We start from the raw sequence: 13361 nt of genomic DNA on the forward strand, positions 1-13361 counted from the left end.
GTCAGTCCCCCTCGAAGGCGGGCCTGCGCTTGGCCGCGAAGGCCTCGAAGGCGCGGCGGAAATCCTTCGTCGCCATGCAGATGGCCTGCGCCTGTGCTTCCGCCTCGATCAGCTCGTCGAGGCCCATGGCCCATTCCGTGTTGAGCTGGTTCTTGGTGATGCCGTGGGCGAACCAGGGACCGTCAGCGAGCTGGTGCGCGACCGCAATTGCGGCACCGAGCAGGGCGTCGGGTTCGTGAAGCGCGTTGTAGAAGCCCCAGGCATGGCCTTCCTCGGCGCTCATGGCGCGGCCGGTGAACAGCAGCTCCGCCGCCCGGCCCTGGCCGATGATGCGCGGCAGGATGCCGCAGGCGCCCATGTCCGCCCCCGCGAGGCCGACGCGGGTGAACAGGAAGGCCGTCTTCGCCGCCGGCGTCGCGTAGCGCAGGTCCGAGCCCATGGCGAGGATCGCGCCGGCACCTGCGCAAACCCCGTCCACCGCCGCGATGACCGGCTGCGGGCATTTGCGGATCGCCTTGACGAGATCGCCCGTCATCCGGGTGAAGGCGATGAGGTCCGGCATCGCCATCTCGGTCAGCGGCTCGATGATCTCGAACACGTCGCCGCCTGACGAAAAGTTCCCACCGGCGCCCGCGAGCACCACGGCACGGATGTCGGAGGCGTAGACGAGGTCGCGGAACAGGTCGCGCATCTCGGCGTAGCTGTCGAAGGTCAGCGGGTTCTTGCGCTCCGGGCGGTTGAGGGTGAGGGTCCCCACGCGGCCGTCGTCGCTCGTCTCCCAGAGGAAGTGACGCGCCTCGTAATCCTTGAACGGGCGCAGATGCGAACGCATCGAAGTGAGAGTTGCCGTGTCGCTCATCCTGCCATGACCTCCCCGCCGGCCACCACGATGGCCTGTCCTGTTATCGATGATGCGCCGGGTCCTGCGAGCCAGCGCACGGCGTCCGCCACTTCCTGCGGTCGAACGAGACGCCCCTGTGGATTGGATTTCGTGAACTCAGCCAGCGCCTCCTCGCGTGAGCGGCCGGATTTTTCGGTGATGATGTCGAGCGAGCGGCCGACGAGCGCCGTATCCGTATAGCCGGGGCAGATCGCATTCACCGTGATGCCGGTGCGCGCCAGCTCCAGCGCCAGCGCGCGCGTGAGGCCGACGACCCCGTGCTTCGCCGCCGTATAGGCGGACACATAGGCATAGCCGGTGAGGCCCGCCGTCGAAGCGACGTTGATGAGGCGCGCGCCTTCGCCAGATGTACCCTCGCCATGCCCGCGCAGCTGTGGCAGCACAGCCTGCGTCACCAGATAGACGCTGGTGAGGTTGACGGCGAGCACGTGCTGCCACAGCTCGGGCGTCGTCCTGTGAAAGGGGCTGCTGGGCGCCTCGCCGGCGTTGTTGATCAGGATCGAGACCGCCCCAAAGGCGGCATTCGCCCGCTCGAGCCCCGAGGCGATGGCGGCGACATCGGTGACGTCGAAACCGTCCGCGACGAAGGCCCGGCCCGGCGGCAATTGCGCGGCGACGGCGTCGAGCGGTTCCCGTCGCCGCCCGGCCAGGGTGACGTTCGCGCCATCGCCCGCGAGCGCCAGCGCAATGGCTGCCCCGATGCCGCCGCCGGCGCCGGTGACGAGAGCGTGCCGGCCGGCGAGGGGTGCAGTGGTGGACATCGCATGCTCCTACTGGGACGTGCCGGCGGCGCGGGCGAGGTTCGACTCGTACTGGTATTTGGCCGACCGGTACTGCTTCGGCCATTCGATGCCGGTGATGCCGATCTTCGCCGCCTCGTGCAGCGACCAGGCAGGATCGGCGAGGTGGGGGCGCGCCAGGGCGCACAGGTCCGCACGGCCGGCGGCGATGATCGAATTGGCGTGGTCGGCTTCCGAGATCGCGCCGACCGCAATGGTCGGGATATGGATTTCGTTGCGGATCTTGTCCGAGAACGGTGTCTGGAACAGACGGCCGTAGACCGGCTTTTCCTCCTTCCACACCTGCCCCGACGAGCAGTCGATGAGGTCGGCGCCGGCATCCTTGAAGAACTGCGCGAAGATCGCCGCGTCGTCGGGCGTGTTGCCGCCCTCGAACCAGTCATGGCAGGACAGGCGCACGGATATCGGCTTGTCCGCCGGCCAGACGGCGCGGATGGCGGCAAAAACCTCCAGCGGATAGCGTGCTCGGTTCTCGTGGCTGCCGCCGTATTCGTCGTCGCGCCGGTTGGTGAGCGGCGACAGGAAGCTCGACAGCAGGTAGCCGTGCGCGACGTGAAGCTCGAGCCAGTCGGCCCCGGTGGTGGCGGCGAACTCGGCGGCGCGCACGAAATCGGCCTTGACGCGGTCCATGTCGGCGCGGTCCATCGCCTTCGGCACCTGGCTGTGCGGCAGGTAGGGCAGGGCGGAGGCGGAGAGGAGCGGCCAGCCGCCCTCCTCGGTCGCGGGATCGCCGTCGAGCGGCTGGTCGATGCCGTCCCATGGCCGCCTGGTCGCGCCCTTGCGGCCGGCATGGCCGAGCTGGATACCGACCTTGGCGTCGCTGTAGCCGTGGACGAAATCCACCAGCCGCCGCCAGCCGGCGGCCTGCTCCTCGTTCCACAGTCCGAGGCAGCCGGGAGTGATGCGCGCGTCGGGCGAGACGCAGGTCATCTCGGCGAAGACCAGCCCGGCGCCGCCCAGCGCCCGGGCGCCGAGATGCGTCAGGTGGAAGTCGTCGATGAGCCCGTTCTTCGCCGAGTACATGGCCATGGGCGAGACGACGATGCGGTTGGCGAGCGTGACACCCCGCACCGTGTAGGGCGTGAACATGGGCGGCAGCGCCCGGGCGTCGTCCGCCACGTTGAGGCCCGTCTTGCGCGCGAACCAGCGCTCGTAGCCCTCGAGCCATTTCCTGTCTCGCAGGCGCAGGTTCTCGTGGCTGATGCGCTGCGAGCGGGTGAGCATGGAGTACATGAACTGCTCCGGCTCCAGCGTGTCCGCGTAGCGGCGGCCGACGACCTCGAACCATTCCATGGCGTTGCGGGCGGCGTTCTGGATGCGCGCCACGTCGACGCGCCGCACTTCCTCGTAGGCGTCGAGGACGGCGGGAATGGCCTCCGTGCCGTGGCCGAATTTCTCGAACTGGCAGGTGAGTTCGATGGCGTCGTCGATGGCGAGCTTGGTACCCGACCCGATGGCGAAGTGCGCCGTATGCGCCGCATCGCCCATCAGCACAACATGCGAGCGGCCGTTGAAATGGCTCCACTTGCCGCAGATGAGGCGGTTGAAGTTGAGCCAGGCCGAGCCGCGCAGGTGGCGGGCGTTGGTCATGAGCTTCGCGCCGTCGAGCACCTCGGCGAACAGCTTTTCGCAAAAGTCGATCGAGCCCTGCTGGTCAAGCTGGCCGAGGCTGTGCGCCTCATAGGCTTCCTCGGTGGTCTCGACGATGAAGGTCGAGGTCTGGTCATCGAACTTGTAGATGTGGGCCTGGAACCAGCCATGCTCCGTCTTGCGGAAGTCGAAGGTGAAGGCGTCATAGAGCTTGTTGGTGCCGAGCCAGATGTAGCGGTTGGGCCGCACGACGAGATCAGGCTCGAACACCTCCGCGTAGCGGTTGCGGATCTTCGAGTTGAAGCCATCGGAAGCGATGATGAGATCGGCGTCGGGGAAGTCGAGGTCGCTGTCGACCTCCGTTTCGAACACCAGTTCGACGCCCAGATCCTCACAGCGCTTCTGCAGGATGTTGAGCAGGCGCTTGCGGCCGATGCCGACGAAGCCGTGTCCGGTGGTCCGCTGGCGGGTGCCCTTGAACAGCACCTCGATATCGTCCCAATGGTTGAAGGCATCCTGGATATCGGCGGCGCTCTCCGTATCCCACGCCTTCATGGCGTCCATGGTGGCGTCGGAGAACACCACGCCCCAGCCGAACGTATCGTAGGGCTTGTTGCGTTCGACAACGGTGACACGATGCCCGGGATGGAACTTCTTCATGAGAAGCCCAAAATACAGTCCTGCCGGACCTCCGCCTATACAAACGATGCGCATGGGGACGACCCTCCTGGGTAATGGTTCCCGTCCGGAACGATTATTTTAATATTAAAATAATGGCGCAAAACATACCCTGTCAAGCGTCGAATCCGCGTCATTTTGCGCCTCTCTGGCTGCTGGATGACACGAACATTGTTTTTTCAAGATAATTTAAGTATGAAGCAAAGGGGAGATATAGAGGCGGGATTGCATCGTGGAAGTCACTGGAGAAAATGACAGCGTATTGATCGATGCCGAGTCCAAGGTGCATGAGAATCCGCATGCGCACCGGACGGAATTGCGGCTGTGGCTGCGGTTGCTGACCTGCGCTACCATGATCGAGACTGAGATTCGCAAGCGGCTGCGCGAGCGGTTCGGCACCACGCTGCCGCGGTTCGACCTCATGGCGCAGCTGGAGCGGTCGCGGGACGGCATGCTGCTGGGCGAGCTGTCGCGGCGGATGATGGTGTCCAACGGCAACCTGACCGGTCTCGTCGAGCGCCTCGTGCAGGAAGAGCTGGTCGAACGGCAGGTGAGCGAGGCCGATCGCCGCGCCGCCGTTGTCCGCCTTACCCCTCGCGGGCGAACTGTCTTCGCGGAAATGGCATCCGAGCATAGCGAATGGATCGCGGAACTCGTCGGCGATCTCGACAGCAAGGAACAGGACGCTCTGTGGCTGCAGCTAGGGGCTCTCAAGTCTTCCGTTTTGCGTGCGACAACGCAAGCCAAAGGGGCTGTCGACAAGGACTGAGCCCATGCCGGGCGGCGGCGCGTCGTCATCGATGGCAGCATGTGGAGCGGCCTTTGCCGCCATATAAATATGTTTTTTCATATAAATGAGAGTCGTCCTTTCTTGTGTTATCTGCTGATATTACTTCAATTTTAGGGCAAGATCGTATTTGCTAAAAACCTGATTGACAGGCATTCGATCTATATCATATGATTTTGCAGATTTATAAAATCATAAAGTCCGTTGCAGGACGGGGGATAAGGCTATGGCTGAGCGTTCCTTTGCGCGCGAGGTGGAGGACCTGAAACTCGGTGCCGGCCAGGTGTTCAAGGGCGAGGGGATTCTCGCCATCACCAAGGCGCTGCTGCAATCCGGGGTCAGCTACGTCGGCGGCTATCAGGGGTCGCCCATTTCGCATCTGATGGATGTTCTGGCGGATGCCAAGGACGTCATGGAGGATCTCGGCGTCCATTTCGAGACGTCCGCTTCGGAGGCGACCGCCGCGGCCATGCTGGCTGCATCGGTCAATTATCCGGTGCGCGGCGCGGTGACGTGGAAGTCGACCGCCGGCACCAATGTCGCCTCGGATGCGCTTTCCAACCTCGCCTCGGGCGGGGTGACGGGCGGTGCGCTCATCATCATCGGCGAGGACTACGGCGAGGGTTCCTCCATCATGCAGGAGCGCAGCCACGCCTTCGCGATGAAGTCGCAGATGTGGCTGCTCAATCCCCGGCCCAACCTGCCGTCCATCGTGCAGGCGGTGGAGGACGGCTTCGAGCTGTCGGAGGTCTCCAACACCCCGGTGATGCTGCAGGTTGGCATCCGCAGTTGCCACATGCACGGCCAGTTCGTCGCCAAGGACAACAAGCGCCCGCCATTCACGCTGCGCCAGGCGCTGGAGAACCCCTCGCGGGACCTCAACCGCATCGTGCTGCCACCGGCCTCCTTCCTGCACGAGAAGGAGAAGATCGAGCAGCGCTGGCCGGCCGCCGTCGAATTCGTGAGAAGTCGCCAACTCAACGAGTATTTCGGCCCCGAGAGCGGCGACGTCGGCATCATTGTGCTGGGTGGCCTGTATAATTCGCTGCTGCGCACCCTGCAGCAGCTCGGCCTTGCCGACGTCTACGGCAATTCCGCCATCCCGCTCTACGTGCTCAACGTCGCCTATCCGCTCGTCGACGACGAGGTGGCGGGCTTCTGCGCGGGCAAGAAGGCCGTGCTGATGATCGAGGAGGGCGCGCCGGAGTATATCGAGCAGTCGCTGCACACCATCTTGCGCCGGCGGGACATCCAGACCCATCTGTCGGGCAAGGACGTGCTACCCATCGGCGGCGAGTACACCGCGCCCGTGCTGATGCAGGGCCTTGGCGCCTTCTTCGAGGCGCATGCACCGCAGCTGCTCGGCAACCGGCCGCCGGTGCCGGATCCGTCGCGGGTGCTTGCCGACAAGCGCGTGAAGGCGCTGGCGGAGGTGGTGCCGCCGCGCCCGGCCGGGTTCTGCACGGGCTGCCCGGAACGGCCGATCTTCGCGGCGATGAAGCTCGTCGAGAAAGAGCTCGGGCGCCATCACGTCTCGGCCGATATCGGCTGCCACCTGTTCTCGATTCTGCCCCCCTTCAATCTCGGCGCGACCACGATGGGCTATGGCCTCGGCCCCGCGTCGGCCTCGGCCTTCAACGTGGAGGCCGACAAGCGGCCGATCGCGATCATGGGTGACGGCGGTTTCTGGCACAACGGGCTGACGAGCGGCGTCGGCAATGCCGTGTTCAACAAGCAGGACGGGGTCATCCTCGTCGTGGACAACTACTATTCCGCAGCCACCGGCGGGCAGGACGTCCTGTCTTCGCGTGCGCAGAACCCGCGCCGCAAGACGAACAACTCCATCGTCAACGCGGTCAAGGGCATCGGAGCGACATGGGTGCGCCAGATCGACCGCACCTATGACGTCACGAAGATGCGCGACACGCTGCGTGAGGCGCTGACGACGAAGGAACCCGGCCCCAAGATCATCGTCGCGTCGTCGGAGTGCATGCTCAACAAGCAGCGGCGCGTCAAGCCGCAGTTCGCCAAGGCGGTGAAGGAAGGCAGGCGCATGGTGAAGGAGCGCTTCGGCGTGGACGAGGATGTCTGCACCGGTGATCACGCCTGCATCCGTCTCTCGGGTTGCCCGTCATTGTCGGTGAAGCACACGGACGATCCGCTGAAAGACGATCCGGTCGCGGCCATCGACAACACCTGCGTCGGCTGTGGCAATTGCGGCGAGGTGTCGGAAGCGGCCGTGCTGTGCCCGTCGTTCTACCGGGCGGACATCATCCACAATCCCACGCGGATCGACCGCTTTCTGGCAAGCGTCCGCGGCAGGGTGATCGGCTGGTTGCAGGCCCGCCGCGAGGCGCATCGTGTCGTTTTCGCCGAATAGAGTTGTTTGCATTACTGTTGAATAAGGCTGAATTGCGCAAACATCTCCAATTTATACAGTTTACCGCGACTTGCGTCTAATTTGAGAGCACAATTAAACGCAAACTGCTTTGGGAACAGCCATGACCGATATCGTGACGACGGCGGACCGGCACGCGGTCGCCCACGGCCTCGCCAGCGACAAGCCGCTCGCCATTGCCGTGCTGGCGATGGGTGGACAGGGCGGCGGTGTGCTGGCCGACTGGATCGTGGCGCTTGTGGAGGAGAACGGCTGGATCGCGCAATCCACCTCCGTGCCCGGTGTCGCCCAGCGCACCGGCGCCACCATCTACTACATCGAGGCGATCCCTGCGCGCGAAGGCAGGCAGCCGGTGCTTTCGCTCATGCCGACCCCCGGCGATGTCGATGTCGTCATCGCCGCCGAGCTGATGGAGGCGGGACGCTCCGTGCTGCGCGGGCTGGTGACGCCCGACCGGACTACCCTGATCGCCTCCACGCACCGCTCTTTCGCCGTCATCGAGAAGGAGAAGCCCGGCGACGGCATCGGCGATCCGACCGTGGTGACGGACGCGACCGATTTCGCCGCGCGGCGCACCATCGCCTTCGACATGGAGACGCTCGCGGTGAAGAACGGCAGCGTGGTGTCGGCGGCGCTGTTCGGGGCGGTGGCGGCGTCGGGTGTGTTGCCTTTTCCCAAGCAAGCGTTCGAAGCGACGATCCGCGCCGGCGGCAAAGGCGTGGAGCCGAGTCTCCGCGCCTTCAACGCGGCTTATGAACGTGCAAAGCACAAGCCGAAGGACACGCTGACGGCGACGCCGGAGAAGCGCCTCGACCCGCTGCCGGAGACGGCGGGACACGCGCTGCTCGACGCGCTGGTGGCACGCATCCGGCAGGAATTTCCCGAAGCGGCATGGCCGCTGCTCTACGCTGGTGTGAAGAAGCTGACGGATTTCCAGGACCCTGCCTATGCAGGCGAGTATCTCGGCCGCGTGGCGATGCTTCATGCGCTCGACCGGGAGCATGGGGGAGCGACGCGCGAATACGCCTTCACCGTTCAGGCAGCGAAATACGTCGCCGTGGCCATGGCCTATGACGACGTCATCCGGGTGGCGGATCTCAAGGTGCGCGCTTCGCGTTTCGCGCGCGTTCGGGCGGAAGTCGGCGCGAAGGCGGACCAGATCGTCTACACCACCGAATACATGCATCCGCGCATGGAGGAAATCTGTGGCACGCTGCCCCGCGTCTGGGGCGAGTGGATCGAGAACCGGCCCGCGCTTTTCGCCCGTCTCGACCGCCTCGTGAACCGGGGGCGGCGGGTGCGCACCGGCACGCTGTTCTGGTTCTGCGGGCTTTACGGTGTCTCCGCCCTGCGGCGCATCCGCCGCAAGACACTGCGCCACGCGCGCGAGGAGGCGCACCGTGAGGCTTGGCTCGCCCGTGCCGCGGATACCATCGCCGCCAACTACGATCTGGCCGTCGAGGTCCTCAACTGCCGCCGGCTGATCAAGGGTTATTCGGACACCCATGCGCGCGGCCATTCGAAATTCGACCGCGTGCTGTCGGCGCTGCCCGCGTTGACCGCGCGAGAGGATGGGGCCGCGTGGCTGCGCCGCCTGCGGCAGGCGGCGCAGCTCGATGAAGAAGGCGTCGCGCTCGATGGCGCACTGAAGACGGTCGCCACGCTCTGACAGTGGTCGGCGAACATTTCAAGCAATCAGAACGAGAGGGAACAACAATGAAAGTCGTCGTAATCGGCGGGGGCAACGGTTCTTACGCGGCCGTCGCGGATCTGGTGGAAGCCGGGCACGACGTGCGCTGGTGGCGCCGCGACCGGGCCAGCTTCGAGGATGTGCTGGAGGCCGGCGGCATCACTGTCATCGATCATGCCGGCAGCCGCAAGATCACTGTTGCGCCCACCGATGACCTCGCCGCCGCTCTCGACGGCGCCGCGCTCATTCTCGCGCCGATCCCCGCCTTTGCGCAGGAGGACATCGCACAGGCGCTGGCGCCGCATCTCGTCGACGGGCAGGTGATTTACCTGCCGCCCGGTACGTTCGGCTCGTATCTCATGCTGCGGCGCATCCGCGAATGCGGATCGACGGCCGACGTCGCCATCGCCGAGACCGGTACGCTGCCGTGGCTCGCCCGTAAGCAGGGGCCGCTTCACGTGCGCATCACCACCCGCGCCTCGCGTCTGCCCACCGGCGTGCTGCCTGCCCGCCTCACGGACCATGCGCTCGCCGTCATCGGCGAGGCGTTCCCGGGCGTGATCGAGCCCGTGGAGGACGCGCTTTCGGGCGCACTCATGAACGCCGGCCCGATCATCCACCCGCCGCTCATCCTCATGAATGCGGGGCCGATCGAGCATTTCGACCGCTGGGACATCCACAACGAGGGCACGCAGCCGGCCATCCGCCGCACCCACGCGGCGCTCGACAACGAGCGCATCGCCGTGCGTGAGACATTGGGCTATGGTGCGCCGCATTTCCCGCTCGCCGATCACTACGAAACCAGCAACTGGATGTACGGCAACCTCGCGCACGACAAGCTGGTCGATTCCGGCGACTGGCACGAGGCGCTCGATCTGAAGACGCACCGCTACATGCGGGAGGATGTCGGGCTCGGCCTTGCCTTTCTCGTCTCAGTGGGCAATTGGGCGGGGGTGCCGACGCCGGTCGCTGCCGGGCTGCTCGCCATCGCCTCTGCTGTGGCTGAAACGGATTTCCGCGCGCAAGGCCGCACCTTCGAGAACCTCGGCCTTGACGGGCTCGACAGGGCGCAACTGCAGGCAATCCTGCGGGAGGGGCTGTCATGAGCGGGGAAATCGTTGCCTGCATCGGAGCGGGACGCATGGGGCGCGGCATCGCGCAGAGCGTTGCCTACGGCGGCCATGAAATCCGTCTGCTCGACGCGCGGGCGCGCGATGGGGATGCGTTCGACAAGCTCGCCTCGGAGGTTGAGGCTGAAATCCGGCAGGGGCTTGCCGCGCTTGCCGACCTCGGCGTCTTCGACGGCGCGGCCATTGCGGCGATCCTCCGTCGGATCACCGTCTGGCCGCTCGACCGGGCGGCCGAGGCTCTTGCCGGAGCTGCGATCGTGTTCGAGGGCGTACCGGAGGTGCGGGAGGCGAAGGCGGCAGCCTTCGCCCTGTTTGACGCCCACGCGGAGCACGACGCCATCCTGGCCTCCACGACATCGACCATGCTGTCGACCGATCTGGCGCAACTCACGCAGCGGCCGCGCTCTTTCCTGAACGCACATTGGCTGAACCCGGCCTTCCTGATGCCGCTCGTCGAACTCAGCCCCTGCGCGGAGACGGACGCGGACGTCCTTGCGCGCCTGCGCGCGTTTCTGGAACGCCTCGGCAAGGTGCCCGTCGTCTGCAAGGCTTCGCCCGGTTACATCGTGCCGCGCATCCAGGCCCTTGCCATGAACGAGGCGGCGCGCCTCGTCGAGGAAGGGGTGGCGAGCGCGGAGGATGTCGACAAGGCTGTGACCTACGGCTTCGGCTTGCGCTTCGCGGTGCTCGGTCTGCTCGAATTCATTGACTGGGGTGGCGGCGACATCCTCTATTACGCGAGCAATTATCTGGCCGAGGCGTTCGGTGACGACCGGTTCGCGCCACCCGGCATCGTGCGCAGGAACATGGAAGCGGGCCGGATCGGGCTCAAGTCCGGCGCGGGCTTCTTCGACTACGCGGGCGTGGACGTCGACGCGTACCGCCGCCGGCGGATGGCGGCGTTCGTCGACGCGCTCCAGGCCAACAGATTGCTGCGGCCGCCGGCAATAGGCGAAGACTGATCAGCCGCCGAGATTCCGCGTATTCTGCAATATCCGGTGCAGGATGGCGACGAAGTGGCGATATTCGGCCTCATCGATGCCATCGAACATCTGCTGGAACATCCTATACATATTCGGCCACAGCCGCTCGAAGGCAGCGCGTCCCTCGGCCGTGATGGTGATGTCGCGGATGCGCATGTCCTCCGGGCGCGGCGTGCGGCGGATATATCCCTGCGCCTCCAGCGAATCGAGCGTGCGGCTCATGCTCGACTGCTCGGTGACGGCGAACACCGACAGTTCGTTGATCGTCAGCGAAGGTGCGACGGAGAGGATGGCGAGCACCCGCATCTTCACCGTCGTGATGCCAAGCGCTTTCAGCTCGTCCGAAAGGCTGGCGTTCCAGCGCGCGATGACGCGGTTCATCAGGTAGGGCGCGAACTGATTCAGGCCGATTTCGCCGATGGTTGGCAAGACCGTGTCATCCTCCTCCGAACGAAGAACTGTTCCCGCAAACCGATCCTGCATCGACACCCGCTTCCACTGATCTTCAGTTGCTGATCGGAGTGATATGGCAGCATTCTCGAAGAGGCACAATCGCTATAGCATCGAACCAAAAAGCGTGTGCACTTTTTGGAAAAATTTGATGCGTAGACAAGTGGTTAGAGTGGCGATGCGATTTCGTTTGAATGTCTGCCGCTTGTCTTATGACTCTAACGGCGCACCTGATAGCCTGCTTCCTCCCTGTCCCAGACGCCGGGCAGGCGCCCCTCCTCGCGTAGGGCGAACTTGCGGATCTTGCCGTTTTCCGTAAGCGGCATCTCTGCCACGATCCGCACGAAGCGCGGCACGGCGAAATAGGGCAGCTTGCCCTCGCAGTGCTGAACGATGTCAAGTGGTGATAGGGCGCCGGGGGTCACGAGCACCACGGCGACGGCTACCTCATCCTCGCCGAGCTCCGAGGGCAGCGGATAAGCCGCGCACGCCTCGATGGCCGGGTGGGCGAGCAGCGTCTGCTCCACCTCCCACGACGAGATGTTTTCCCCACGCCGCCTTATGGCATCCTTGGTGCGGTCGATGAAACGGTAATGGCCGTCCTTTTCGCGCACGACGCGGTCGCCGGTGTGGAACCACAGGTTGCGCCAGGCTTCCACCGTCTTGTCGGGCATGCCGAAGTAGCCGGTGGCGAAGGCGAAGGGTTCGTGCGCGCGCAGGAGCAGTTCGCCCGCCTCGCCGTCGGGTACCGGCGTGTCGTCCTCATCGACGACACGTGCTTCCATGCCGTCGATCAGATAGCCCATCGTGCCCGGATGATCCGAGGGGATGGGGCTGCCGAAGACGAAATTCGTCTCCGTGGAGCCATAGGCGTCGAGCAAGGGCACACCGAAGCGGTCCAGGAACGGGCCGTGGAAGCGGCCGGGAACGCCGCCGCCGAGCGCCGCGCGGATGGCATGGTCGCGATCGTCGGCCGCAGGCGGGCGGGAGAGCAGAATGGCCGCCATGGCTCCGAGCAGGTAGGTAATGGTCGCGCCGTGCTCGCGCGCGCTGTTCCAGAAGCCCGATGCCGAGAACTTCGGCAAGATCACGAACCGGCAGCCATGCAGCAGTGCCTGAAAGAACGTGTTGAGCGCGTTGGTATGGAACAGCGGCAGGGTGGTGAACAGCACGTCGTCCGCCGTCAGGGCGAACGCCCTGCCGGTGTTGACGCCCCACCAGAACATCTGCGCGTGCGGGCAACAGACGCCCTTCGACGGGCCTGTGGTGCCGGACGTATAAAGGATGGCAATGGTATCGCCTGGCCGCAGCGCCGCTGCGTCGGCGCGCGGGCCCGGTATGGGCAGTGGGTGCAGTGTTAGCCCTCTGCCGGTGGTGTCTTGCGTTCCGTCGAGCGTCCAGATCAGGTCCGGCACCGGCCCGTCCGCCTCGATGCCCGATTGCAGCGAGGGAAGCAACGCGTGCTCGATGACGAGCAGCTTCGCGCCCGAATTCGTCAGGATATGCGCGAGCTGCACGCCCCGCGAGGCCGTGTTGATCGGCACTGCGATGGCGCCGATCGAGGCGCAGCCGAGGAAAACCTGCAGGAACTCAAGCCGGTTGGAGGCCATGATCGCGACACGGTCGCCCTTCGCGATGCCGGCGTCGAGCAGTGTGCGCGCGGCTGTCGCTGCAAGCTGCTCGACTTCCCCGAAGCTCAATGTCGTATCCGCAAAAGTGACGAACGGCCGCTCGCCGAGCGCCGCCGCCCGGCGGACCAGAAGGGCCGGCAGGGTGCGCTCTGGAGGCGGAAATTCATCCGCGAGGGCCGCTCCAGCCGACAGTGCAGGATTGCTGTTCGGATTGCTCAATCGTCCCTCCCGGACCTTGCGTCCGTCCCTTTTGTTGGTGTCGACACACGATATTATATATTTAAAATTTTTGAAATACCCTCTATCGTCAGGAGAACCAACGC

General features: G+C 65.1%; 10 protein-coding genes. 5 read left to right on the plus strand and 5 right to left on the minus strand.

Going from position 1 to position 13361, the window contains the following annotated elements; genetic code table 11:
* Position 1 precedes the first annotated feature (1 nt).
* Genes ACUSIJ_RS26225 through ACUSIJ_RS26235 form a run of 3 tightly spaced genes read right to left on the minus strand, consistent with a single transcriptional unit; the run spans position 2 to position 4005 of the window.
* On the minus strand, positions 2 to 859 hold the full coding sequence (locus ACUSIJ_RS26225) for an enoyl-CoA hydratase family protein (protein WP_449311370.1): 858 nt from the start codon (positions 857 to 859) through the stop codon (positions 2 to 4).
* Positions 856 to 1662: an SDR family NAD(P)-dependent oxidoreductase gene (locus ACUSIJ_RS26230; protein WP_449311371.1), complete on the minus strand. Its 807-nt coding sequence runs from the start codon at positions 1660 to 1662 to the stop codon at positions 856 to 858. Before ACUSIJ_RS26230 ends, ACUSIJ_RS26225 begins: the two co-directional genes overlap by 4 nt.
* Before the next feature lie 9 nt (positions 1663 to 1671).
* Positions 1672 to 4005: a bifunctional salicylyl-CoA 5-hydroxylase/oxidoreductase gene (locus ACUSIJ_RS26235; RefSeq protein ID WP_449311372.1), complete on the minus strand. Its 2334-nt coding sequence runs from the start codon at positions 4003 to 4005 to the stop codon at positions 1672 to 1674.
* A 196-nt stretch (positions 4006 to 4201) separates the two neighbouring features.
* Between ACUSIJ_RS26235 and ACUSIJ_RS26240 the strand changes: the two genes are divergently transcribed.
* From ACUSIJ_RS26240 to ACUSIJ_RS26260, 5 genes are all read left to right on the plus strand, one after another.
* A complete protein-coding gene (locus ACUSIJ_RS26240; protein WP_449311373.1) occupies positions 4202 to 4738 on the plus strand; it encodes a MarR family winged helix-turn-helix transcriptional regulator in 537 nt (178 codons plus the stop codon).
* A gap of 244 nt (positions 4739 to 4982) precedes the next feature.
* Positions 4983 to 7136, plus strand: a complete 2154-nt coding sequence (locus ACUSIJ_RS26245) for a thiamine pyrophosphate-dependent enzyme (protein WP_449311374.1) — start codon at positions 4983 to 4985, stop codon at positions 7134 to 7136.
* A 121-nt stretch (positions 7137 to 7257) separates the two neighbouring features.
* Entirely contained in the window at positions 7258 to 8823 is a 1566-nt protein-coding gene (locus ACUSIJ_RS26250; RefSeq protein WP_449311375.1) for an indolepyruvate oxidoreductase subunit beta family protein, read from the plus strand.
* Positions 8824 to 8870: 47 nt separating this feature from the next.
* Positions 8871 to 9950: an NAD/NADP octopine/nopaline dehydrogenase family protein gene (locus tag ACUSIJ_RS26255; RefSeq protein WP_449311376.1), complete on the plus strand. Its 1080-nt coding sequence runs from the start codon at positions 8871 to 8873 to the stop codon at positions 9948 to 9950.
* Positions 9947 to 10936, plus strand: a complete 990-nt coding sequence (locus ACUSIJ_RS26260; protein ID WP_449311377.1) for a 3-hydroxybutyryl-CoA dehydrogenase — start codon at positions 9947 to 9949, stop codon at positions 10934 to 10936. The genes ACUSIJ_RS26255 and ACUSIJ_RS26260 overlap by 4 nt, the downstream gene beginning before the upstream one ends.
* Here ACUSIJ_RS26260 and ACUSIJ_RS26265 read toward each other — a convergent pair whose 3' ends face one another.
* Positions 10937 to 11440 carry a MarR family winged helix-turn-helix transcriptional regulator gene (locus ACUSIJ_RS26265; protein ID WP_449311378.1) on the minus strand — a complete coding sequence of 168 codons (504 nt, stop codon included), beginning with the start codon at positions 11438 to 11440 and terminating at the stop codon, positions 10937 to 10939.
* Positions 11441 to 11625: 185 nt separating this feature from the next.
* Positions 11626 to 13257 (minus strand): ATP-dependent acyl-CoA ligase, encoded by a 1632-nt coding sequence (locus tag ACUSIJ_RS26270; protein WP_449311379.1) that lies wholly within the window; start codon positions 13255 to 13257, stop codon positions 11626 to 11628.
* Positions 13258 to 13361 lie beyond the last annotated feature (104 nt).

Source organism: Pseudochelatococcus sp. B33 (assembly GCF_053570585.1).

Excerpts from the sequence above, each read along its gene's own strand:
- ACUSIJ_RS26225 (WP_449311370.1), bottom strand. The coding sequence starts at position 859 with ATGAGCGACACGGCAACTCTCACTTCGATGCGTTCGCATCTGCGCCCG.
- ACUSIJ_RS26230 (WP_449311371.1), bottom strand. The coding sequence starts at position 1,662 with ATGTCCACCACTGCACCCCTCGCCGGCCGGCACGCTCTCGTCACCGGC.
- ACUSIJ_RS26235 (WP_449311372.1), bottom strand. The coding sequence starts at position 4,005 with ATGCGCATCGTTTGTATAGGCGGAGGTCCGGCAGGACTGTATTTTGGG.
- ACUSIJ_RS26245 (WP_449311374.1), top strand. The coding sequence starts at position 4,983 with ATGGCTGAGCGTTCCTTTGCGCGCGAGGTGGAGGACCTGAAACTCGGT.
- ACUSIJ_RS26250 (WP_449311375.1), top strand. The coding sequence starts at position 7,258 with ATGACCGATATCGTGACGACGGCGGACCGGCACGCGGTCGCCCACGGC.
- ACUSIJ_RS26255 (WP_449311376.1), top strand. The coding sequence starts at position 8,871 with ATGAAAGTCGTCGTAATCGGCGGGGGCAACGGTTCTTACGCGGCCGTC.
- ACUSIJ_RS26260 (WP_449311377.1), top strand. The coding sequence starts at position 9,947 with ATGAGCGGGGAAATCGTTGCCTGCATCGGAGCGGGACGCATGGGGCGC.
- ACUSIJ_RS26265 (WP_449311378.1), bottom strand. The coding sequence starts at position 11,440 with ATGCAGGATCGGTTTGCGGGAACAGTTCTTCGTTCGGAGGAGGATGAC.